The following is a 21,419-nucleotide window of genomic DNA, read 5'->3' as shown; positions in this document are numbered from 1 at the left end:
ATGTTTTATTTTTATAAAAACCTATACCATGAAATTTATTCTCAAGTTGCTTCTTACCGCAGTATTGGTCATACTGTTGTCTTACATCTTACCTGGTGTTTCTACAGACGGTTTTCTTACGGCTGTCTTTGTGGCGCTCGCCTTGTCTATACTCAATTTTATCGTAAAACCTATATTGGTCATCCTCACCTTACCCGTGACAGTACTTACTTTAGGGATATTTCTTTTATTCATCAATGCTTTCATCATCATGATTGCAGACTGGTTGGTGGACGGTTTTCAAGTGGATAATATCTGGTATGCGCTCATCTTTGCCTTTCTACTGGCCTTGGCCAGATCTCTTCTTTTCAAGACAACAGAAAGCGAAGATTAACTCACAGTCATCTATCGTTTTGATAACATGCAAATAAAGACTAATTTTGCAGCCCGAATTTAACAGCATAAAAGTCTTTAAATGAATATCAAGCGCACTGACTCAGACGCACTTAATGCTACTATCACCATTGAAGTGGCACAGGCAGATTATAAAGAAAAGGTGGACAAGATTCTTGCAGATTACCGCAAGACAGCAACCATCCCAGGTTTTAGAAAAGGACACGTTCCAGCAAGCCTGATCAACAAAAAATATAGAACACCAGTATTAGTTGATGAGATCAACAAAATCATTCAAGAACAATTGAATGAATACATCACTAAGGAAAAACTAAATATTCTGGGGAATCCGCTTCCTGTAGAACAAGAAGAAATTGACTGGTCCAGCGACGATTTTAAATTTGATTTTGAAATAGGACTTGCTCCAGATTTTGAAGTGGATGTCAAAGGAAAAAAAGCAGTAACGCATTACCAGATCAAAACCGATGATGAAACGATCAACAAGCAAATCGATCGCATCAGACAGCAGTATGGTAAGCTCGTAAGTAAAGAAGTTGTTGAAGAAGGTGATCAAGTGACTGGTATCTTCCGCAACGACGATGAGGACATCAATACTGATGCTACTTTCTCAATAGTTAAGATCAAAGGTAAAACCAATACCAAAAAATTCATTGGTGCTAAAAAAGGGGACTCTTTAGAGCTAAAGACAAAAGGTCTTTTTGAAGACGATCATGATTTGATGTCCAACCTTAAAATCGAACATGATAAGGCTCATGACCTAGACGTTCCTGTGACTTTTGAAATTACAGAAGTCAACAAGCGCGAGATGGCAGATTTGAATCAAGAGTTCTTTGATAAACTTTTTGGTCCAGATGTAATCAAAAGTGAGGATGAGCTTAGAGAGCGACTAAGAGAAGACGCTAAGAAGCAGTTTGCGCAACAAACCGATCAAAAGCTTCTTACTGATATCACTGAAGGTTTGATAGAAGACACGAAGTTTGACCTTCCTGCAGAATTCTTGAAGAAATGGATCGCAAACAATGGCGAGAACGAATTGACAGAAGAAGAAGCTGCCGCAGAATATGAGCGCTCTGAAAAAGGATTGAGATATCAATTGATTGAATCCAATATCTTAAAGGCTAATGAAGACCTTCAACTTAAGTTTGAAGAGCTTAAGGATTATGCCAGCGCGCAGATAAGAGAACAGATGAAGCAGTATGGACACACTAATGCTACTGATGAGGAAGTAGATCAGGTAGTGGCCCGTATCATGCAAAATCAAGAAGAAGTAAAAAGAATGAGCGAGCAACTTCAAAATGAAAAAATGTTGAAGTTCTTCAAAGACAATGCAAAGCTCAAGGTTAAAGAGGTTACTTATGAAGATTTCATAAAAGAGGCTTACGACGCCTAGGCGCTCTTTAATCATTATCTTTAGGCGTTGACTTTACAATTAGGTTAACGCCTTTTTCATTCATTAAAAAGTAATATTACGGTTATGGATATAGCTAAGGAATTTGAAAAATATGCGGTTAAGGATCGTGGTGTAAATCCCATGTATTACGATAAACTAGTAGGCAGCATGACGCCTACTAACCTCACTCCCAATATCATTGAAGAACGTCAAATGAACGTTCTTGCCATGGACGTTTTTTCACGATTGATGATGGATCGCATCATCTTTATGGGAACTGGCGTGAACGACCAGGTGGCAAACATCATACAGGCACAACTTCTATTTCTTGCCAGTACAGATGCAAACAAGGACATACAGATCTACATCAATTCTCCAGGCGGTAGCGTCTATGCAGGATTGGGAATCTATGACACCATGCAGTTCATCAAGCCAGATGTGGCAACGATCTGTACGGGAATGGCAGCCAGTATGGGCGCTGTTCTATTGTGTGCCGGTGAAAAAGGAAAGCGCAGCGCGCTGCCTCATAGCCGTGTAATGATTCATCAAGTGTCCAGTGGCGCTCAAGGTCAGGCATCTGACATTGAAATTGCCATTAAGGAAACCATCAAGCTCAAAGAAGAGTTGTACGAGATCATCGCAAAGCATTCTGGAAAGACATACGAGCAGATCAACGAGGATAGCGACCGTGACTTCTGGATGCGTGCAGACGAGGCAAAGGAGTACGGCATGATCGATGAAGTACTAACGAGAGATAACTAATAGTACCGCGGTTGATGACAGGTTCGCTTTCGCGAAAGCGAACTCATCCATCAGCACCCATGCAATAAGAAAGTCTTTATAGAGGTTTTCTACATTGTAAAAACGCAACATTTATGAGTAAGGAACAACTAGAATGTAGCTTTTGTGGCCGCAATAAAGCAGAAACCAATCTGCTCATTGCCGGTTTAGATGCGCACATTTGTGATCGATGTATTGAGCAGGCACACGGCATTGTTATAGAAGATAGCAAGGATGAGGAAAGTGGCGTGTCAAAGGCAGACTTGACCCTTAAAAAACCTAAGGCAATCAAGGATTTTCTGGACCAGTATATCATTGGTCAGGAATTCACTAAAAAAGTGATGTCTGTAGCGGTGTACAACCACTACAAAAGACTGCTACAACCATCAACTGACGATGATATCGAGATCCAAAAGTCCAACATCATGATGGTGGGACAAACAGGAACCGGTAAGACTCTTATCGCAAAGACCGTAGCCAAAATGCTTAACGTGCCTCTTGCCATTGTGGATGCCACAGTGCTTACTGAGGCTGGTTATGTAGGTGAAGATGTGGAAAGCATCCTTACCAGGCTATTGCAGGCTGCAGATTATAACCTTGAAAAAGCACAAACAGGAATCGTATTTATCGACGAGATTGACAAGATCGCCCGCAAGAGTGATAATCCATCGATTACTCGCGATGTTTCTGGAGAAGGCGTACAGCAAGGATTATTGAAACTGTTGGAAGGAACCGTTGTGAATGTACCGCCTAAAGGTGGTCGCAAGCATCCAGATCAAAAGTTCATTGAAGTCAATACAGAAAACATTCTGTTTATCGCAGGTGGTGCCTTTGATGGTATTGAAAAAGTCATACGCAAGCGATTGAATATGCAGGCTGTGGGTTATGCTGCCATTAAGTCAAACGACCTTGTGGCAGATCAAGAAAACATTTTACAATATATTATCCCTAAGGATATCAAAGATTTCGGAATGATTCCAGAAATCATTGGGCGTCTTCCAGTTCTTACCCATATGAATCCGCTAGATGCTGGGACGTTGAGAGCTATTCTAACAGAGCCTAAAAACGCCATTATCAAACAATATGAAAAGTTGTTTGAAATGGACGGTATTAAATTCACGGTAACTGATGGTGCCTTGGATTACATCGTTGATAAGGCTATTGAATACAAACTAGGCGCTCGCGGACTGCGATCCTTATGTGAAGCGATCCTGACAGATGCCATGTTTGACATGCCAGGTAGTGATGAGAAGGAATTTAAAGTCACAAAACATTACGCAGAATCAAAACTAGATAAGAGCGGCATTCAAAAATTGAAAGCTGTTTCTTAAGCTATTTATAGGCAAAGGTTCAACCGTTAAGAACTCCATTCTTAACGGTTTTTTATTTTTAATAATTTTCACGCAACCTTTATCAAATTATTGCATCTGGTTAATAATAGGGTTAAAGATTTATCTATGAAATTATCTATGTCAACAAAGATTCTGACGATATTACTTTTTGCAATGTTCCTTTTATTTTCATGTTCCGATACAGATGACGATATTATCATCATTGATTCTGGTGGATCATCAGAGTATTTTTTAAATAATCAAACCAATAAAAGAATCATAGCCATTTTCCAAAAATCTGAAAGCTTAGGGCTGGAAATCGACACCACAGACATCGTAGAGATCAATACATCTAAAGAAATCTTTCAAGATTTTATGATTGGTGTAAATCCAATGCCTACTGATTCTTTCAACGAAATAAAATTTTTTGAAGCTGACGATTTAGACAATCCAATTCTGATTTTATCACCAATTCAAAACCAAGATTGGACACTCAAAACCCAAGATTTAAACGATTCAGGTTACGGTTTATCAACTTTTGAATTTACAATTACCAATTGAATTCATTTAAAAGGTGTAGACTATCAATTTGGATTGTCTAAGCTCTAGGAAAACACCTATGCCTTATCCAGCACAATTTCAAAAGTCGTCCCTTGATCTGGTTTGCTTTCCTTAACCCGCAGCTTTCCTTTATGGTAATCACTAATGATGCGTTGCGCTAGAGATAGACCCAAGCCCCAACCGCGCTTTTTAGTAGTGAATCCAGGATTGAAAATGCGCTTCCACAAACGTTTAGGGATCCCTTTGCCAGTATCGCTCACTGTGATGTATACTCTACTGGCGTCGTCTTTCAAACGCACTGTAATATTTCCTTTACCGCGCATGGCATCAATTCCATTTTTGATCAGGTTTTCAATGACCCAGGCAAAAAGTTGTTCATTCACCATGACCTCAATGCTTTTATCAGGCACTTCAATAGTGAATTTGATCAAATTGGAAGATCTGGATTCAATGTAATCGGCTGCACTTTTAGTTTGCTGGACAATGTCTAGCTTTTTTAGGGTTGGTATGGATCCAATTTTTGAGAATCGCTCAGTGATCATCTGCAAACGATTGATGTCCTTGTCCATCTCATCCACATAACTCGGATCTACATCTGACTCTCTTAAAATAGCAGTCCAACCTACTAAGGATGATAGTGGTGTTCCTATCTGGTGAGCACTTTCTTTGGCCATTCCAGCCCAAAGCTTGTTCTGTTCTGATGCCTTGGTGGATCTGTAAAAAAACAAAACCACGGCGCCAAAAAGAAATATGATCAACAACAACGCTAGCGGGTAATACTTCAGCTTATTGATAATCACACTATCACCATAGTAAATCGTGTTCAAGACTTTACCTTGAAACGTTGTCACGATGGGCTGGTTTTGACTTTTATACTCAATGATGAGTTCCCGCAGTTTAGCGGTGTCTTTCATCACTTCTTCAGGAAGATTACGTGCGTTAAGTTCTCCTTTGTAATCTTCGCTTATGATGGGTGCACCAGTAGTGTTCCCAGCCACAGTCAACCCTAACTCACCTATGTCTGCATCCAGCGACTCGTTGCTCAAGTCCTTGAGCATGATCGCATATTCCTGCATATTCTTACGCTCAGATTCCTTCAGCTTTTGAAAGAATAGATAGGTATTCCATAAAATGATTGAAGTAATAAATATGGCAAAAGCAATGATGATCCATCGCAGTATATTCCTGTTTGAAGTAAAATTCATGAAGTGAACTATCCTATTTATGGGCTGCGTCAAGCTGCTGTGCCTACCTATGCCCTACTAAAAATACAACTATTCCAATAACGTGATAATCTCTTCAAAAGTACATGCAACTATCGCAGTTGATATTGCAAACAGCTTACAGAATCTGTACCTTTGAAATCTTGCAGCAACCGCATGAAAATTAGACCAGAAGATATCGAGAATCCGCAGTTGTATGGCCACCTTGTAGGTGCCGTACAGCCACGACCTATTGCGTTTGCGAGCACGGTAGATAATGATGGCAAGGTAAATCTATCACCATTTTCATTCTTTAACGTGTTTAGCGCAAAACCGCCTATACTCGTATTTTCACCAGTGCGCCGCGGTCGTGATGGAACAATAAAGGATACGCTTATCAACGTGCAGCAAAATGCCGAGGTAGTGATTAGTGTGGTAAATTACAATATGGTACAGCAAATGTCGCTGGCCAGTACAGAGTATGCTACTGGCGTTGATGAATTTGTAAAGTCTGGCCTTACTGCTGTAAAAAGCGAACTGGTCAAACCACCTAGAGTTGCAGAAAGTCCCGTTCAATTTGAGTGTAAAGTCATTAACATTAAAGAATTGGGAGACAATGGTGGCGCTGGCAGCCTCGTTATTTGTGAAGTCGTGATGATTCACATTGACGACCAAATATTGGACGAGAACGATAGCATCGACCCATTCAAGATTGATACAGTCGCGCGCATGGGCGGCAACTGGTACTGCCGTTCTAAAGATGCCATGTTTGAAGTAGAAAAACCTACCAGAAACCATGGCGTAGGCGTTGATGCCTTGCCAGATCACGCTAGAAACAGCGAGGTACTTACCGGCAATGACCTGGGCAGACTAGGAAATTTGAGCGAAATACCTGAGGATGATGAGGTTCTCGCTTTCGCGAAAGCGGAAAACCTTTCACACCTCGACACAAAAGAAAAACATAAGAAAGCAAAGGAACTGATCGCTAAAAACCAGATCGCCGATGCTTGGAAAATTTTATTATCATAATTATGGAAGTTCAAGGAAAAATCAAACTAATAGGAGAAACCAAAACTTATGGATCGAATGGTTTCCAGAAACGCGAGATGGTCGTAACGACTGAAGAGCAATACCCACAACCCCTTATGATTGAGTTCGTACAGGACAAGACGAGTCTGTTGGACGCCTTCAATGTAGGCGACCCAGTTAAGGTTGGTATCAATTTGCGCGGTCGTGAATGGCAAAGCCCTCAAGGCGAGATCAAATATTTCAACTCCATCACAGGATGGCGTATTGAAAAAGTAGGTGCAGCTGCGCCAGGCGCTGGTGAAGTACCACCATTTGATGAGTATGAGCCCATCAAGAATTCTAGCGATGAAGATCACGACGATCTTCCTTTCTAGGAAAATAATTTATTGAAATAAAAGCTGCTTCACGGTGAGGTTGCCTATGTTGTGTCACAAGTTGCTCATCAGTTTTTGATGGCGATCGCAGCACGCTAGAGCAAACATTGAGAGGCAGCTTTTTTATTAACCACACTCTTTTAGACATTTAAGTAACCATGAAAATTTTAGGTCCTGATCTTGAATTCCCGCATCCCAACACGGCAGATGCTCATGGCCTACTGGCCATAGGTGGTGATTTGAGTGTGGAGCGCTTGCTGCTCGCCTACCGGTCTGGAATTTTTCCCTGGTACAGCGACGGTGATCCTATCTGCTGGTGGTCTCCAGATCCCAGAATGGTTTTTGACCTCAAGTCTCAAAAGCCCATGAAGGTTTCAAAATCTCTGAGACAAAGCCGCAGAAACAAAGGATATCACATCAAGGAAAACACCTGTTTTGAAGACGTGATGCGCGCCTGCATGAATGCCAAAAGAGGTTTACATGAAGGTACCTGGATCAATAAAGAGATGATTACCGCATACACGGCACTACATCAATTAGGAGTGGCAAAGAGCATCGAGGTTTTTGATAATGACCTGTTGGTAGGTGGTTTATATGGTATAGACCTTAAAACTCAAGGAATATTTTGTGGCGAGAGCATGTTCTCCCATAAAACCGACGCTAGTAAAATGGCGCTTTGGTATCTGGTAGAGAAGTTGACCAAAGACGATTATAATCTGATCGACGCACAACTGTACAATGATCACCTCGCCAGCTTGGGCGCCATAGAGATCGATAGACAGGTTTTTCTATCCTATCTATAGGCTGGCGTAAAGAGCCACATTCAAAAATAGGGACGTTGTCGTCGCAGCTGTGATATCCAGCCATCGATATTGTGTGTTGAATTGCAACTTGTAGTTGGATCCTATCTGCCTACCTATTCCTAAACCGACGCGCTGTTCATAGATGGGACGTAAACCATCTTCCGCAATGAATAAGGTTTCTAGATGGGAAACCACATAATATTCTGACGGATTCAAATCGTTACCGTTGAGAGGTATGGATCCTGAAAGACGATAACGCCAGCGATGTGTTAAGCGATCACCTCGCAAACGCTGGTCCCAGCGCAGTCGATGAGCTAGTTGTAATTGATTGTATTTTTTAGTGTAGACATACTGTTCCATAAACCGTACTTCCTCAGGCAGGTTGTCATCAAATAATTCCCTATACATCACGCCTATTCCTATCTGGGAATAAAAACCTACTTCATACTGTCCAAATTGAGTAAGCTGCATACTAATCGCCTGCGCATCATCATTAATCTGCGTTCTTTGTTCCACCGCTGTGTTAAAGCTCCATCTAGAAGCTGGGTTCCACGAGACTTTGATCGCTGGCTGAAAAACCAATCGATCTGCCACCTGACTCATGGCCAGTACAGGCATTAAAAGCATTAGAATTCTAAAAAAGAAGGAAGTCATAGGCTATTCTTTTTACATCTCTAGATAGTTTCAAAGATCCTTTTGAGTTAAACAATAATTCCTTTCTGTATATTTTTCCATCTGTTTTAAAAGCTACGATAAGCTCGAGATTGTCAAAGGTGCGTTCATCGATATTTTGATTTAACTGCGATATGCTAGACTTTGGCAAATATTGCTCTTGTATCTTCTCGATGCGCCAGCGACTTGCAATACTATCAAGCCTAGATGCAATGGCGGTGCGTAAGTTTTCATCCAACGATTTTTTTTCCACCTCAACTTCTACATCTTCCAGTATTCCTGTGACATTGAATTCTGCACTATAACGATTACCATCTTTTTTGAATTTGCCTTCAAAGCTTACTCGGTCGCCATCTGTCTCTTTGTAGTATTTGACGTTGCGGTCTTTGGCTAGATCTGCAATGGTTGCAATGATGGGTGCTGGAACGTTAGTTTGATCAATGCGTTCTTCCTTTTCGATTTTTACTTGAGAAGATTGCGCTTGTAATGAGTTCGCTTTCGCGAAAGCGATAACCATAAAAAACCACCAACTATACTTCATCATAACGGTAACAATTGATCTCGTGATCATTAACCATTCCTGTCGCCTGCATGAAGGCATAGACAATGGTGCTGCCTACAAACTTAAAACCCATTTTTTTAAGATCTTTTGAAAGTTGGTCTGAAAGTGGTGTGTTTGGCGGGATGTCCTTGTAGGTTTTCCAGTGATTGGTAATGGGCTTGTGATCGACATAGGACCAGATAAATTTTGAGAAACTGCCGTGTCTTTGCTGCAGATCCAAGAATATCTGCGCATTTGTGGTGATGGATTTTATCTTGAGCTTGTTTCTTATAATACCAGGATTTGAGAGTAGTTCTTGATGCTTCTCATCATCGTATTCGGCAATTTTTACAGCGTCAAAATGATCCAACGCTTCCCTATAATTTTCTCTCTTTTTGAGAATGGTGATCCAGCTCAATCCTGCCTGCATGGTCTCTAGAATAAGAAATTCAAACAGCCGCTGGTCATCATAAACGGGAACGCCCCATTCTTGATCGTGGTATTGTTGATACAAAGGATCCTGCCCGCACCAGCCACAACGATGTTTTTTATTGTCGATTTTCATGGTATGAAAATACCTTTAATTATATTGAACTTCAATTTATCGATATGAGATCTTTTCTGTTTGTAGCATTCCTCGCACTTTTCATCACTGGCTGTTCAAGCTATCAAACCATACCTGAACCTCAAGTGAACCAGGTCATAGATCAATGGCACAAAGCTGCTGCTAATGCGCAATTTGAAACCTATTTTGACCTTATGTCAAACGATGCTGTTTTTATAGGAACTGATGCAACAGAAAACTGGCAGCTAGAAGAATTTAAAGCATTTGCTAAGCCCTTTTTTGATAAAGGAAAAGCCTGGTCTTTTACCTCGCTGGAACGTAATGTTTACAGCGTTAATGGTGTCACTTATTTTGATGAGCTGCTGGACACACAAATGGGAATATGTCGTGGTAGTGGCGTGATTAAAGAACAAAATGGCAAGCCTGTCATCGCTCATTATGTTTTGTCCATCGCGGTACCCAATGACAATGTAGCTAGCCTGACTGAAATGAAAAGAAACTGGGATGCTTCCTACATCAAAGAATTGAAATCCCGATAAGGCACAAATTAAGGCTCGTGTGTCAATCGCCGATGAAGGAAACCTTTTCTCTAGTCACCTGAAACCACTCCAAAGTCCTATTATACAAGAGTTTCAAAACGCATCCCGTTTTTTATTAACACATTTTAACAACAAATTTTATCGTTTAACGGACCTCTATAAGCGCCGTTAATCGAGTATTGTTGCCATTGAACTCATAACGCTACCAGCTAAAGAATAGTGAAAACCGTACGCCTCTTACAGGAGTATATTGCTTGAACATTGAGCACAGATTTATGAGAATCATTACTTTAATTATCCTTTTAGCATCCTTTACGGTTTCTGCCCAATTGGGAACCGATGCTCCATGGATGAAAGACATCGCGGTACAAAAAAGTACTGGCGATATCAAGTATGATCAAGTCAAGACTGCTGGAGAACAATACTGGTCTTCTCATAACAAAAACGCCAAAGGAAGTGGTTACAAGCCATTCCTAAGATGGCTTGAAAGAGCCAAACCTTATGTAAAACCTGATGGTACTGTACAATCAGGTCAAGAAGTAGCTGAGCAACTTCTAGGGTTCATGCAACCAAAAGATGGTTACGTAGATAAATCCAGCTGGAATCCGGTTGGACCTTTTACTTATGAAAACACTTCTTCCTGGTCACCTGGTCAAGGAAGAATAAATACTATAGCGGTAGATCCTAATAACAGTGACGTGTATTATGTGGGCGCGCCTTCTGGTGGCTTGTGGAAATCTACCACCGCAGGACAACACTGGACTCCACTGACTGATTTTCTTTCCCAAATAGGAGTTAGCGCTATCGCAATTGACGCTAATAACTCTAATGTTGTTTATATAGGAACTGGTGATGATGACGCTGGTGATTCCTCAAGCATAGGAATGCTTAAGTCTACTAATGGTGGCGACAGCTTTACAACAACTGGACTTACTTTTAATGATCCTGGTGCCAATATAAGCGAGATTTATATTGATCCATCTAACAATGACAACCTCTACATTGCATCCAACAAGGGATTGTTCAAATCCATGAATGCAGGGACTACCGTGAAGAAAATTTTTAGCGGTAACGTAAAGGATATCAAGATAAATACGAGTAACCCCAACATTATCTACCTAGCAACGCCCAACTCCTTCTATAAGTCGGTTGATGCTGGTGAGACTTTTACCCAAATCAATTTAGGTTTACCTACTGGCATTACACGAATGGTTATAGGTGTTACAAAAGCAGATGCATCAGTAGTCTATATTTTGGCAGCAGGTGTTGAAAATAGCTTCATGGGCGTTTACCAGTCTACTGATGGTGGTGATTCTTTTGCTAGAAAGGATGATGGTGTTGATATTCTTGAGAATAAACAAGCTTGGTACAACCTAGCTTTGGAAGTATCGCAATCTGATGCCAATGTAATTTATACTGGAGCACTCAACGTGTGGAAGTCTGTTGATGGTGGTAGTAATTTTGATCGCATCAACACTTGGAACAATCCAGAATCACCTACCTATACACATGCAGACATTCACCAAATAAGAGAATTTAATGGTGAGCTGTTTGTTCTTTCTGATGGTGGTGTTTATAGAAGTAGTAACGAGGCCACTTCATTTACAGATCTAACTAGCGGTCTTCAAATAGGCCAATTTTACCGTATCGCGGTAGGGTCTAAATCCAGTAGCAACATCACTGGTGGTTTACAAGACAATGGTGGGTTTACTCGCAGCGGCAACACTTGGAAAAATTTTCATGGAGCTGATGGAATGGATGCAGGTATAGATCCTAACAACTCTGATGTACGTTACAGTTTTACACAGTTTGGTTCTGGTCTTTACATTACAGACGACGCTGGATCATTTAAGAAGAAAATAGAAGGACCTACACAAGGGAACTGGATCACTCCTCTTAAAACTACCAGCACAGGTGATATCTATGCCGGTTATAACAAATTATACAAAGTAGACGGCGATAGATTTGTAGCCGTATCCTCAAGCTTTACGGGTAATATCGATGTTTTGGAAATCGATCCTATCAATGAAGATATCATGTATGTGGCGGTGGATGCGCAATTGTTTAGAAGTACAGATGGTGGTAAGGAATTTACCTGGATCAAAGAACTTCCTGGAGAAATCACAGCGATTGAAGTAAACAACAATAACGATAATATCCTTTATGTAGCTACCGGATCAGCTTATGGTAAAATAATGATGAGCAATGATATGGGTGCTAATTTTGAAGACATTACTTCTAATTTACCACACTTAGGTAAAAACACTTTGGCTCACCTAGCAAACAGTGCAGACAATGCCTTATTTGTTGGAACAACGGTAGGTATTTTCAAATATCTGGAAGCGTCTGGAAATTGGGTTAAGTTTTCCAATAATCTTCCTAACGTAAATGTTCGTGACATCGAGATCAATCCTAATGATATGATCATGACCGCTGGAACCTATGGTCGTGGTGTATGGCAAACTAAAGTAGAGTTTGTACAACCTATGGATGACATTCGCATGAAATCTGCCTCTAACAATAATGGTGGTTCCATCGATTGTGGCAGTAACATCGTAGATGTCCTGCTTGAGAATACAGGTATGAACCCTATCAACAAAGTAACTCTTACTTATTCCATCAATGGTGGTGCAGACCTGTCCAGAGATTACGAGCTAGAAATCGACCCTCAAGAAGAAGTAATCGTCTATATTGATGATTTGAATCTTGAACCAGGATCGTACACACTTAGATTACAAGTGTCTGCAGACAACGATGAGTTTTTGAGCAACAATTTTAAAACATTGACCATCGTTCAAAACAATTCTGCAAATCTTAACCAGAACTACGGTTTTGAACAAGAAACTCTGGTGACTTTAAATGAAAAAAGCACAAACATCCTTTGGGAGCGCGGTACACCTAAAGGCAGATTGTTGAATAAGGCTGCAGATGGTCAACAAGTTTATGCCACAAATCTAGATGGTAATTATACAGACCTGACCGTTGCCTACCTATACACTGGATGCTACAACCTAGCTGATGTGGATACGGCCCAGTTCAAGTTTGATATGGCCTATGACCTAGAGCAGGATTGGGATATATTCTATGTTCAATACTCGACAGATAATGGGAATAACTGGAATCTACTAGGTAATGCAGATGATGAAGACTGGTACAGCTCCAACAAATCAAATGAAGGCAATAACTGCTTTAGCTGTCAAGGTGGACAATGGACAGGCACTAACAGCCAGATGACCACTTATAAGACCTCACTAGACGATCTTGTAGGTAACGAACGTGTCATTTTTAGATTTGTATTTCATTCTGACCAGTCGATCAATCAAGAAGGTGTCGTGCTTGATAATGTTGAGATCACAGGAAAAAATACCAGTACAAATGCAAAGCAGGAGCTTCAGTACACCGTTTATCCTAATCCATCCAGCGGTATTTTCAACCTTAATTGGAAAATGGATAGTGAATATAATTATCAGGTAACAGACATCACGGGCAAGCAAATCTTGCGATCTGCAACGATTGACAATAAAAAAGAAACATTGGATCTTACTGGTTTCGCACCAGGAATGTATTTCTTGACCCTATCATCTAACGGCGACTCGACAACTCAAAAACTACTCGTACGCTAACAACGCTTTATTTACTCTACATTGAAGAGCTTTCCATAGAGGAAAGCTCTTTTTTATTGTAACAAATCCTAGTCAAGATGCACCTATAGATTGGAAAGTATCGCTTTCGCGCCTGCCTGTCGGCAGACAGGAAAGCGAATTCCACTACAACCACTCCATTACAACCACAATGTTAAATCCGTATAATAATGTTGTTGCAACGGCGGAAAACAAATTACATTTATCACCCTAAAATTCAATACAATGAAACACCATTGGAGCGCTGTTAGATCACTCATGATCATAGCCATAATCACCGTTTTCGCATCCTGTAAAGATGAAAAGGAAACCGAAATCGCTGAAAACAAAACCTATCCCGGCATAGACTTTACCGCCATGGACACCTTAGTGAGTCCTAAGGATGACTTTTATAGATATGTCAACGGTACCTGGATCGATTCTACCGAAATTCCAGCAGATCAAACCGTTTGGGGCGGCTTCAACAAGCTGCGCAAGCAAACAGACGCAGACGTACTTGCCATTCTTAGAAAAGCTGAGAAAGATGAGAATCTAGACCCAGCGTCTGACCAGGCAAAAGCCGTGTACCTGTTTCAATCCATCGTCGATACAGAAAATCGAGACAACACAGATTACCAACCACTTCTTCCCTATTTACAACAGGTCGATGCGGTGACTAACATCAACCAATTGCCAGAATTGCTAGGTGATCTTTCCGCTTACGGGATTAACGGTTTGATATCCTTCTATGCATCACCAGATGCCAAGGACACTAACATCAACGTTGCACAATTAGGAACAGGTAGCCTGGGAATGGCACGCGAATACTATGTGGAACAGGACGAAGACAGCAAGCAAAAGCTTGAAAAATACAAGCAGCACGTGGCTCGCATGTTGAGCCTAACGGGAACGGATAGTCTTGCTGCAAAAACCACCGCTGCAGAAATTGTAGCCTTTGAAGGGAAATTAGCTAAGCCTATGATGGACAAGGTTTCTAGTAGAAACCCTTTGCTATCCTACAATCCTATGCCTAAAGAAAACTTGAAAAAACTGGTTCCTGCGATGGACTGGGAAAGTTATTTTGAAACCATAGGTGTAAAGGATTTTGATACCATCATCGTTTCACAACCAGATTATTTGAAATCCCTACAGCCTATGATCGCGCAAAAGAATCTGCCAGTGATCAAGGATTACCTTAAATGGACCATCATCAATCAATCGGCCAGCAGCTTATCCAGCACCTTGGAAGATGCCAACTGGGATTTTTACAGCAAAACGATGCGCGGTGCCGTAGAACAAGAACCTTTGGAAGAACGTGCCCTAGATGTGGTCAATGGAACTGTTGGTGAAGCTTTGGGTAAACTATATGTAGTTGAAAAATTCCCAAAAGAAGCAAAGGACAAAGCTTTAGAGATGATCGACTATGTCAAAAAAGCTTATGAAGTGCGCATCAATGCCCTAGATTGGATGAGTGCAGATACCAAGAAAAAAGCCATTGACAAACTTAACGGCATGACGATCAAAATAGGATATCCCGACAAATGGAAGGATTACAGCGCTCTGGAAATAAAAAGCCCAGAAAACGGCGGTACACTTTTTGACAACATGATGGCGGTAAGCAAATGGAACCGTCAAGATAATCTTAACGATTTAGGCGAGTCTGTGGATAAGACAGAATGGTTCATGTCTCCACAAACGGTGAATGCCTACTACAATCCATATTATAACGAGATTGTTTTCCCGGCAGCGATTCTACAACCACCATTTTATGATTATAATGCAGATGCTGCGATCAACTTTGGCGGTATGGGCGCAGTAATAGGTCACGAGATCTCTCACGGTTTTGATGACAGTGGCGCTCGATTTGACGCATCTGGAAACATGACCAACTGGTGGACAGACGAGGACAACACAAAGTTTGAAGGATTGGGAACCAACCTTGCAGACCAGTACAGCGCCATTGAAGTAATGCCAGATGTTTTCATCAACGGTAAATTCACTTTAGGCGAGAATATAGGTGATCTAGGTGGTGTAAATGCGGCCTATGATGCCCTACAAATGTGGCTGGACGATAAGGGCAGACCAGAAGAAGATATTGATGGATTCACTCAAGAGCAACGCTTTTTCATAAGCTGGGCAACCGTATGGCGTACCAAGATGCGTGATGAGGCACTCCAGCAGCGCATCAAGGGCGATGTACACTCACCTGGTATGTATCGTGGCTATGTGCCGCTTCAAAATATCCAGGCTTTCTATGATGCTTTTGATATCAATGAAGGCGACGGAATGTACGTCAAACCAGAAGACCGCGTGATAATCTGGTAACACCATTTGAACACTCAAGAAAGGCCTCCTAGTTGGAGGCCTTTTTTTGTCGCATTGACTATCTTTAAGCCATATCTATTTCTCATGAAAAACATTTTCGTTACCGTGCTGTTGGTTGTTGGGTTCGCTTTCGCGAAAGCGCAATCTTCATCCACCTATGTACAAGACAATTACACTAAAACCGTACAATATATTCCCATGCGTGATGGTGTGAAGCTGTACACTGTTATCTATGCGCCGAAGGACACGTCAAAAAAATATCCCATTATGATGCAGCGCACCTGCTATAGTGTGGCGCCCTATGGTGAGAATGAATTCAAGAGATCATTGGGTCCCAACCAATACATGATGGAAGACGGCTACATCTTTGTCTATCAAGACGTGCGCGGTCGCTGGATGAGTGAAGGCACCTTCAACAACATGACACCTAATATTCCAGGGAATGATGTCAAGAACACTAAGGATATCGATGAAAGTTCAGACACCTATGATACGATTGACTGGCTGGTGAATAACCTTAAGAACACCAATAAAAAGGTAGGCCAATGGGGTATTTCATACCCAGGATTCTACACCGCAGCAGCCTTGCCAGATGCGCATCCAGCACTAGTAGCCTCATCACCACAAGCACCTATTGGTGATTTCTTTTTTGATGACTTTCATCACATGGGCGCCACCTTACAAAGCTATTTGATGGCCTATCCAGTATTTGGGCACCAAACGGAAGGACCAACTACAGAGAGCTGGTACAACGATAAATGGGAAGCCATGCGAGCTGCAGGAAACACAAAGGACTCTTATGCCTATAACATTGCATTGGGCCCTTTAAAAAACGTGACCGAGAATATTTATCCAGACAACGAATTCTGGAAGCAAGTGACAGAACATCCCAACTATGACGAGTTCTGGCAAAAAAGATCCATCGTCAATCATCTGGAGAATGTGGACCATGCGGTTATGACCGTAGGTGGATGGTTTGATGCAGAGGATTTGTATGGACCGTTAACCATCTATAAAAATGTGGAACGCAACAATCCAAAAAACAAAAATAACACCATCGTGATGGGACCATGGAGCCACGGTAACTGGGCTCGTGAACCAGGCACGCAAATGGTTAATCACATCGTTTTTGGTGACAGTATCTCGACTTTTTACCAGCGTAATATTGAAACACCATTCTTTGAGCACCACTTAAAAGGTGCCAAGAATCCGCAGTTGCCAGAAGCTTATATGTTTGATACCGGCTTGAAGCAATGGGAACAATTCAACGTATGGCCGCCTAAACAAGACCAGATCGTTTTTGGTTTCGGCAAAAACGGTAAGTTGTTGATGAACGAAAAGGAAGACGAGACCACTAGCTTTGATTATGTAAGCGATCCTGCGCATCCAGTACCTTTTCGTAGTGAGGTAACGCCGGTGACTTTCACGCCTCGCGCCTACATGACAGACGACCAGCGCCATGCCTCCAGAAGACCTGATGTGCTTACTTTCCAGACCGACATCCTAGAAGATGATACCAGACTTGCCGGCGAGATACAAGCCAATCTGGACGTGATTCTCAAGGACATCACAGATGCAGATTTTATCGTCAAGGTCATCGATGTCTATCCAGACACCATGGAAAATGAAGAAAAGACACCAGACCATGTGACTCTCGCGGGATACCAGCAACTGGTGCGTGCAGAGACTTTTAGAGGACGTTTCCGTAATGACTTTTCAAAGCCAGAAGCTTTTGTGAAGGGTCAAAAAACTTCAGTGAACTTTCCGTTGCAGGATGTACTGCACACTTTCAAAAAAGGGCACCGCATCATGATCCAGATTCACAGCACCTGGTTTCCTTACATTGACAGAAATCCACAGAAATACGTGGACAACATCTTTGAAGCGACCGAGGAAGACTTTACAGCAGGAACCGTTCAGATTTTAGGTTCTAGCGAGGTAAGTGTAGGCAAGAGACCGGACTTTGAAATCACCCCTTCCAGTCCTAAAAATTAAGATTATGGTTTCAAAAATATACCTCGTTGCAATAGTGGTTTTGGGAAGTTTCGCTTTCGCGAAAGCGCAAAAATCCACCAACCAGTTCACTAAAGAACAGCAAAGCATGATCATGGATGCTGGAGCGACAGTACCCATGCGCGTTTTCAAGATTACCAAAGAGTCTGACTCGCTGCTGTTGCGCAAGAACAGTATCGCAGTTGATGTCGATCCCAAAGATGCAACCCTTAAAAAACTGGTGGATCGCATGTACGCCACCGTGCGCGATAGCCTGTCGCTAGGTGCTGGTATCGCCGCGCCACAAGTTGGGATTTTAAAACGTATCGCTTGGGTGCAACGTTTTGACAAGCCTGATTTCCCATTTGAGGTAATCTTAAATCCCGTGATCAAACAGTATTCTGAAAAGAAGCAAGAATGTGCAGAAGGCTGTCTTTCCATTCCTGATCGACGCGAGACGCTTAATTCACGAGCCTATGCGATCCTGGTAGAATATGATACGATGGATGCAGGTCATAAAATCGAGATGGTAGAAGACTTTACCGCAGTGATTTTCCAGCATGAGATTGACCACTTGAATGGGATCTTATATCTGGATCACCTAGCGCAGGAACAGCGTGATGCAGAGCGCTCCAATTAACATATTATGTAGATCAAAAGTGCTTTTAATCGAATAATTATGCACTTATACTGTTTTATTAGGTTTTAATTATGATATTAGAGCTTCCTAATTACAAAATTTTATATCGTGCAAACTTCAATTCAAAAATCCAATAGTATCGTTTCTACCTTTAGATTTATTAAAGGTCTTTGTAAGCTAGTGGCGCGAACGTTTTTTGCGTTTTAGGCTGTTGCTTTCAAATTCAAATCCCATCTAGGAATACCGCCTGGATGGGATTTTTATTTGGTAGTATTCTTAGGGAATCGCTTCAATCAGCTTTTTGGTATATTCCTTTTGCGGATTTAAATAGAGTTCATCCGCCTCGTTTTGTTCCTCGATTTTTCCTTTATTCATCACGATCACCCTATCGCAAAAATACTTGACCACGCCTAGATCGTGTGAGATGAAAATATAGGAGAACCCAAGATCTTCCTTAAATTCATTGAGCAGGTTGAGCACTTGAGCTTGTACACTTATATCCAGTGCACTAACAGACTCATCACATACAATCAATTCTGGTTCTAAAGCGACCGCACGTGCAATGCCTATGCGTTGTCGTTGACCACCACTAAACTCATGTGGATAGCGATCAAAATAGCTGCTATCGAGCCCAACACGCTCCAGCAACTGCTCGACACGATGCCTGCGGTCCTTATCGCTGGATCCTATGCCATGCCACTTCATAGGCTCCATAATGGCATCACCTATCTTCAACCGCGGATTGAGCGACGCAAATGGATCCTGAAAGATGATCTGGATCTTTTTGCGCAATTTTCTCAACGCGTTAGAAGAAATCTGACTCAAATCTTGATTTTCAAAAACCATCTGGCCGCTTGTCACGGGAAGCAGTCCTAGGATCATGTTGCCCAGCGTACTCTTACCACAACCGCTCTCACCTACCAGTCCAAGGCTTTCGCCCTTGTAAAGTTCAAAACTGACATTATCTACCGCTCTAAAATAGTGTCGCGGCTGGAACAGCTTTTTCTTAAGCGCATAATCCTTCACAACGCTATCTACTTTCAAAATAGGAACACCACGATACATCTCGTGATGCCGTTCCTTACGTTGGGAAGTACTTTCCACCTGTTCCACCGGTCGCTTTTCCATAAAATCCCTAATGGTAGGCAGTCGTTTTAATCTGCGATCTGTTTCTGGTCTGGCAGCTATCAATGCTTTAGTATACTGTTCTTGTGGATTTTGAAAAAGATCTTGAGCATCATTGGTTTCTACGAGACGACCTTGATACATCACCATAATACGATCTGCAATGGAACGCACCAGCGATAGATCGTGAGAAATGAACACGATGCTCATTCCATATTCCTTTTGCAGCGATTTGAGTAGTAAGATGATCTCTCGCTGGACCGTAACATCTAGCGCCGTGGTAGGTTCGTCTGCGATCAAAATTTTAGGTTTGCAGGCCACTGCCATAGCGATCATGACTCGTTGCATCTGGCCACCACTTATCTCATGTGGGTATTTTTGGTACGTGACCTCGGGCGATGGTAGCTTGACTTTCTCAAAAAGTTCCAACACGGTTTGGTGCCGTTCCTTAGCATTGAGCTGGGTATGAATTTTTAAAATTTCGGCGACTTGTTGACCGCAAGTGATGGTGGGATTGAGCGAGCTCATGGGTTCTTGAAAGATCATGGAGATCTCGCTTCCGCGAAAGCGAGCCCATTCACCAGCATCCATCTTTAACACATCTTTTTCTAGTACAATAGATTTTTTTGCATGCACCTGAATCTGCCGTGTGTCCAGCAAGCCCATAAGTATTTTACTGGTAACCGATTTACCACTACCGGATTCTCCTACAATCGCGAGTATTTCATCCTTGTGTAATTGGATATCGACATCATGCAGCACTTGCGTGAATTGGTTACCGTTTTTGAAGGAAAGGTTCAATCCCTTCACATCAACCTGGAGGTTATTTGGAGATGATCTGGTCATCCTGCAGTAGATTTTCATTGCGCAACTTAAGAATCACTTGCGCGACTGCGATCACGTCACGCTCGCAATAACGTGTGATGCGATCGAGATCCTTTTCTTTGTAATAAACGTCTCGTACTTGGGAACCATCGATATCGTCCTTGGGCGATTCTATACCTAGAATACGAGTGAGTAATTTAAGGCTGGTAAAGTGTTTGTAGTCGCCAAACTTCCACAACTCCATGGTGTCCAGATGTGGTATTTCCCAAGGTTTTTTCCCGAATAGATTAAGCTTAGACGGCAGTTCCAAACCGTGAATGATCATACGTCTGGCAATAAAGGGGAAATCAAACTCTTTGGCATTGTGACCGCAGAGCAGATGCTCATTTCTGGAGAAGTGTTCTTCCAGCATCTGAGCAAATTCCTTTAATAATTGAGATTCCTCACCTTTATAGCTGTGGATCCTGAAAGTTCTTTTAGATCCAGTATCCCTAAAAAAGCCTACTGAAATACAAATGATCTTACCAAACTCTGCCCAGATACCAGCACGGTCATAGAACTCGGCCGGCGTGAATTCTTCCCGGCGTTGATACTGTGTTTTTTGAGCAAATAATTCTTGATCCAACGACTCTAAGTCCTCAAAGTTTTCATGTTGAGGAACTGTTTCTATATCCAAAAAGAGGATATTCTCAAGAGTCAGTTTTTGTATCAT

The 21,419-nt window shown here is 41.8% G+C and carries 19 protein-coding genes; 13 read left to right on the top strand and 6 right to left on the bottom strand.

Annotated features, from left to right (window positions below):
• Positions 1-28: 28 nt before the first annotated feature.
• The 5 genes from AAU57_RS03665 (at position 29) to AAU57_RS03645 (ending at position 4,455) form a co-directional block, all read left to right on the top strand.
• Positions 29-373 (top strand): phage holin family protein, encoded by a 345-nt coding sequence (locus tag AAU57_RS03665; RefSeq protein WP_055411642.1) that lies wholly within the window; start codon positions 29-31, stop codon positions 371-373.
• An 81-nt stretch (positions 374-454) separates the two neighbouring features.
• Complete coding sequence (gene tig / locus AAU57_RS03660) at positions 455-1,783, top strand: trigger factor (protein ID WP_055411641.1); 1,329 nt, start codon at positions 455-457, stop codon at positions 1,781-1,783.
• 84 nt (positions 1,784-1,867) lie between these two features.
• Positions 1,868-2,545 carry a ClpP family protease gene (locus AAU57_RS03655; RefSeq protein WP_055411640.1) on the top strand — a complete coding sequence of 226 codons (678 nt, stop codon included), beginning with the start codon at positions 1,868-1,870 and terminating at the stop codon, positions 2,543-2,545.
• A 113-nt stretch (positions 2,546-2,658) separates the two neighbouring features.
• Complete coding sequence (gene clpX, locus AAU57_RS03650; RefSeq protein WP_055411639.1) at positions 2,659-3,894, top strand: ATP-dependent Clp protease ATP-binding subunit ClpX; 1,236 nt, start codon at positions 2,659-2,661, stop codon at positions 3,892-3,894.
• Between the two features lie 126 nt (positions 3,895-4,020).
• Positions 4,021-4,455, top strand: coding sequence for a hypothetical protein (locus tag AAU57_RS03645; RefSeq protein ID WP_156339989.1), 435 nt, complete (start codon positions 4,021-4,023; stop codon positions 4,453-4,455).
• Positions 4,456-4,511: 56 nt separating this feature from the next.
• Here the strand turns inward: AAU57_RS03645 and AAU57_RS03640 are convergent, their stop codons facing one another.
• On the bottom strand, positions 4,512-5,660 hold the full coding sequence (locus tag AAU57_RS03640) for a sensor histidine kinase (RefSeq protein WP_055411637.1): 1,149 nt from the start codon (positions 5,658-5,660) through the stop codon (positions 4,512-4,514).
• A 174-nt stretch (positions 5,661-5,834) separates the two neighbouring features.
• Here AAU57_RS03640 and AAU57_RS03635 point away from each other — a divergent pair, with 174 nt between their 5' ends.
• The 3 genes from AAU57_RS03635 (at position 5,835) to aat (ending at position 7,863) form a co-directional block, all read left to right on the top strand.
• A complete protein-coding gene (locus AAU57_RS03635) occupies positions 5,835-6,686 on the top strand; it encodes a flavin reductase family protein (protein ID WP_055411636.1) in 852 nt (283 codons plus the stop codon).
• A 2-nt stretch (positions 6,687-6,688) separates the two neighbouring features.
• Positions 6,689-7,060, top strand: coding sequence for a DUF3127 domain-containing protein (locus AAU57_RS03630; protein WP_055411635.1), 372 nt, complete (start codon positions 6,689-6,691; stop codon positions 7,058-7,060).
• A 158-nt stretch (positions 7,061-7,218) separates the two neighbouring features.
• Complete coding sequence (aat, locus tag AAU57_RS03625) at positions 7,219-7,863, top strand: leucyl/phenylalanyl-tRNA--protein transferase (protein ID WP_055411634.1); 645 nt, start codon at positions 7,219-7,221, stop codon at positions 7,861-7,863.
• Here the strand turns inward: aat and AAU57_RS03620 are convergent.
• The 3 genes from AAU57_RS03620 to AAU57_RS03610 are packed head-to-tail and all read right to left on the bottom strand — an operon-like array spanning position 7,858 to position 9,641.
• On the bottom strand, positions 7,858-8,517 hold the full coding sequence (locus AAU57_RS03620) for a DUF2490 domain-containing protein (RefSeq protein WP_055411633.1): 660 nt from the start codon (positions 8,515-8,517) through the stop codon (positions 7,858-7,860). The two genes, aat and AAU57_RS03620, sit on opposite strands and share 6 nt — an antisense overlap.
• A complete protein-coding gene (locus AAU57_RS03615; RefSeq protein WP_156339988.1) occupies positions 8,498-9,079 on the bottom strand; it encodes a hypothetical protein in 582 nt (193 codons plus the stop codon). The genes AAU57_RS03620 and AAU57_RS03615 overlap by 20 nt, the downstream gene beginning before the upstream one ends.
• Positions 9,066-9,641 (bottom strand): DNA-3-methyladenine glycosylase I, encoded by a 576-nt coding sequence (locus AAU57_RS03610; protein ID WP_055411631.1) that lies wholly within the window; start codon positions 9,639-9,641, stop codon positions 9,066-9,068. The genes AAU57_RS03615 and AAU57_RS03610 overlap by 14 nt, the downstream gene beginning before the upstream one ends.
• Before the next feature lie 44 nt (positions 9,642-9,685).
• On the opposite strand from AAU57_RS03610, the gene AAU57_RS03605 reads away from it, so the two are divergent.
• The 5 genes from AAU57_RS03605 to def all read left to right on the top strand — a co-directional run bounded on the left by AAU57_RS03605 (position 9,686) and on the right by def (position 18,757).
• On the top strand, positions 9,686-10,180 hold the full coding sequence (locus AAU57_RS03605; RefSeq protein WP_055411630.1) for a nuclear transport factor 2 family protein: 495 nt from the start codon (positions 9,686-9,688) through the stop codon (positions 10,178-10,180).
• Between the two features lie 275 nt (positions 10,181-10,455).
• Positions 10,456-13,803 carry a T9SS type A sorting domain-containing protein gene (locus tag AAU57_RS03600; protein ID WP_055411629.1) on the top strand — a complete coding sequence of 1,116 codons (3,348 nt, stop codon included), beginning with the start codon at positions 10,456-10,458 and terminating at the stop codon, positions 13,801-13,803.
• A gap of 243 nt (positions 13,804-14,046) precedes the next feature.
• On the top strand, positions 14,047-16,125 hold the full coding sequence (locus tag AAU57_RS03595) for a M13 family metallopeptidase (protein ID WP_082438530.1): 2,079 nt from the start codon (positions 14,047-14,049) through the stop codon (positions 16,123-16,125).
• Positions 16,126-16,209: 84 nt separating this feature from the next.
• A complete protein-coding gene (locus AAU57_RS03590; RefSeq protein WP_055411628.1) occupies positions 16,210-18,120 on the top strand; it encodes a CocE/NonD family hydrolase in 1,911 nt (636 codons plus the stop codon).
• Positions 18,121-18,124: 4 nt separating this feature from the next.
• Positions 18,125-18,757 (top strand): peptide deformylase, encoded by a 633-nt coding sequence (def, locus tag AAU57_RS03585; RefSeq protein WP_055411627.1) that lies wholly within the window; start codon positions 18,125-18,127, stop codon positions 18,755-18,757.
• 276 nt (positions 18,758-19,033) lie between these two features.
• Here def and AAU57_RS03580 read toward each other — a convergent pair whose 3' ends face one another.
• Together AAU57_RS03580 and AAU57_RS03575 are read right to left on the bottom strand one after the other, a co-directional pair.
• Positions 19,034-20,728, bottom strand: coding sequence for an ABC transporter ATP-binding protein (locus AAU57_RS03580; RefSeq protein ID WP_055411626.1), 1,695 nt, complete (start codon positions 20,726-20,728; stop codon positions 19,034-19,036).
• The gene (locus tag AAU57_RS03575; protein WP_055411625.1) at positions 20,706-21,419 is read right to left on the bottom strand and encodes a 3'-5' exonuclease; all 714 of its coding nucleotides are present in this window, start codon (positions 21,417-21,419) and stop codon (positions 20,706-20,708) included. The genes AAU57_RS03580 and AAU57_RS03575 overlap by 23 nt, the downstream gene beginning before the upstream one ends.

The sequence above is a fragment of the Nonlabens sp. YIK11 genome, from assembly GCF_001413925.1.
GTDB lineage: Bacteria > Bacteroidota > Bacteroidia > Flavobacteriales > Flavobacteriaceae > Nonlabens.
This window is presented reverse-complemented; position numbering and strand designations above follow the sequence as displayed.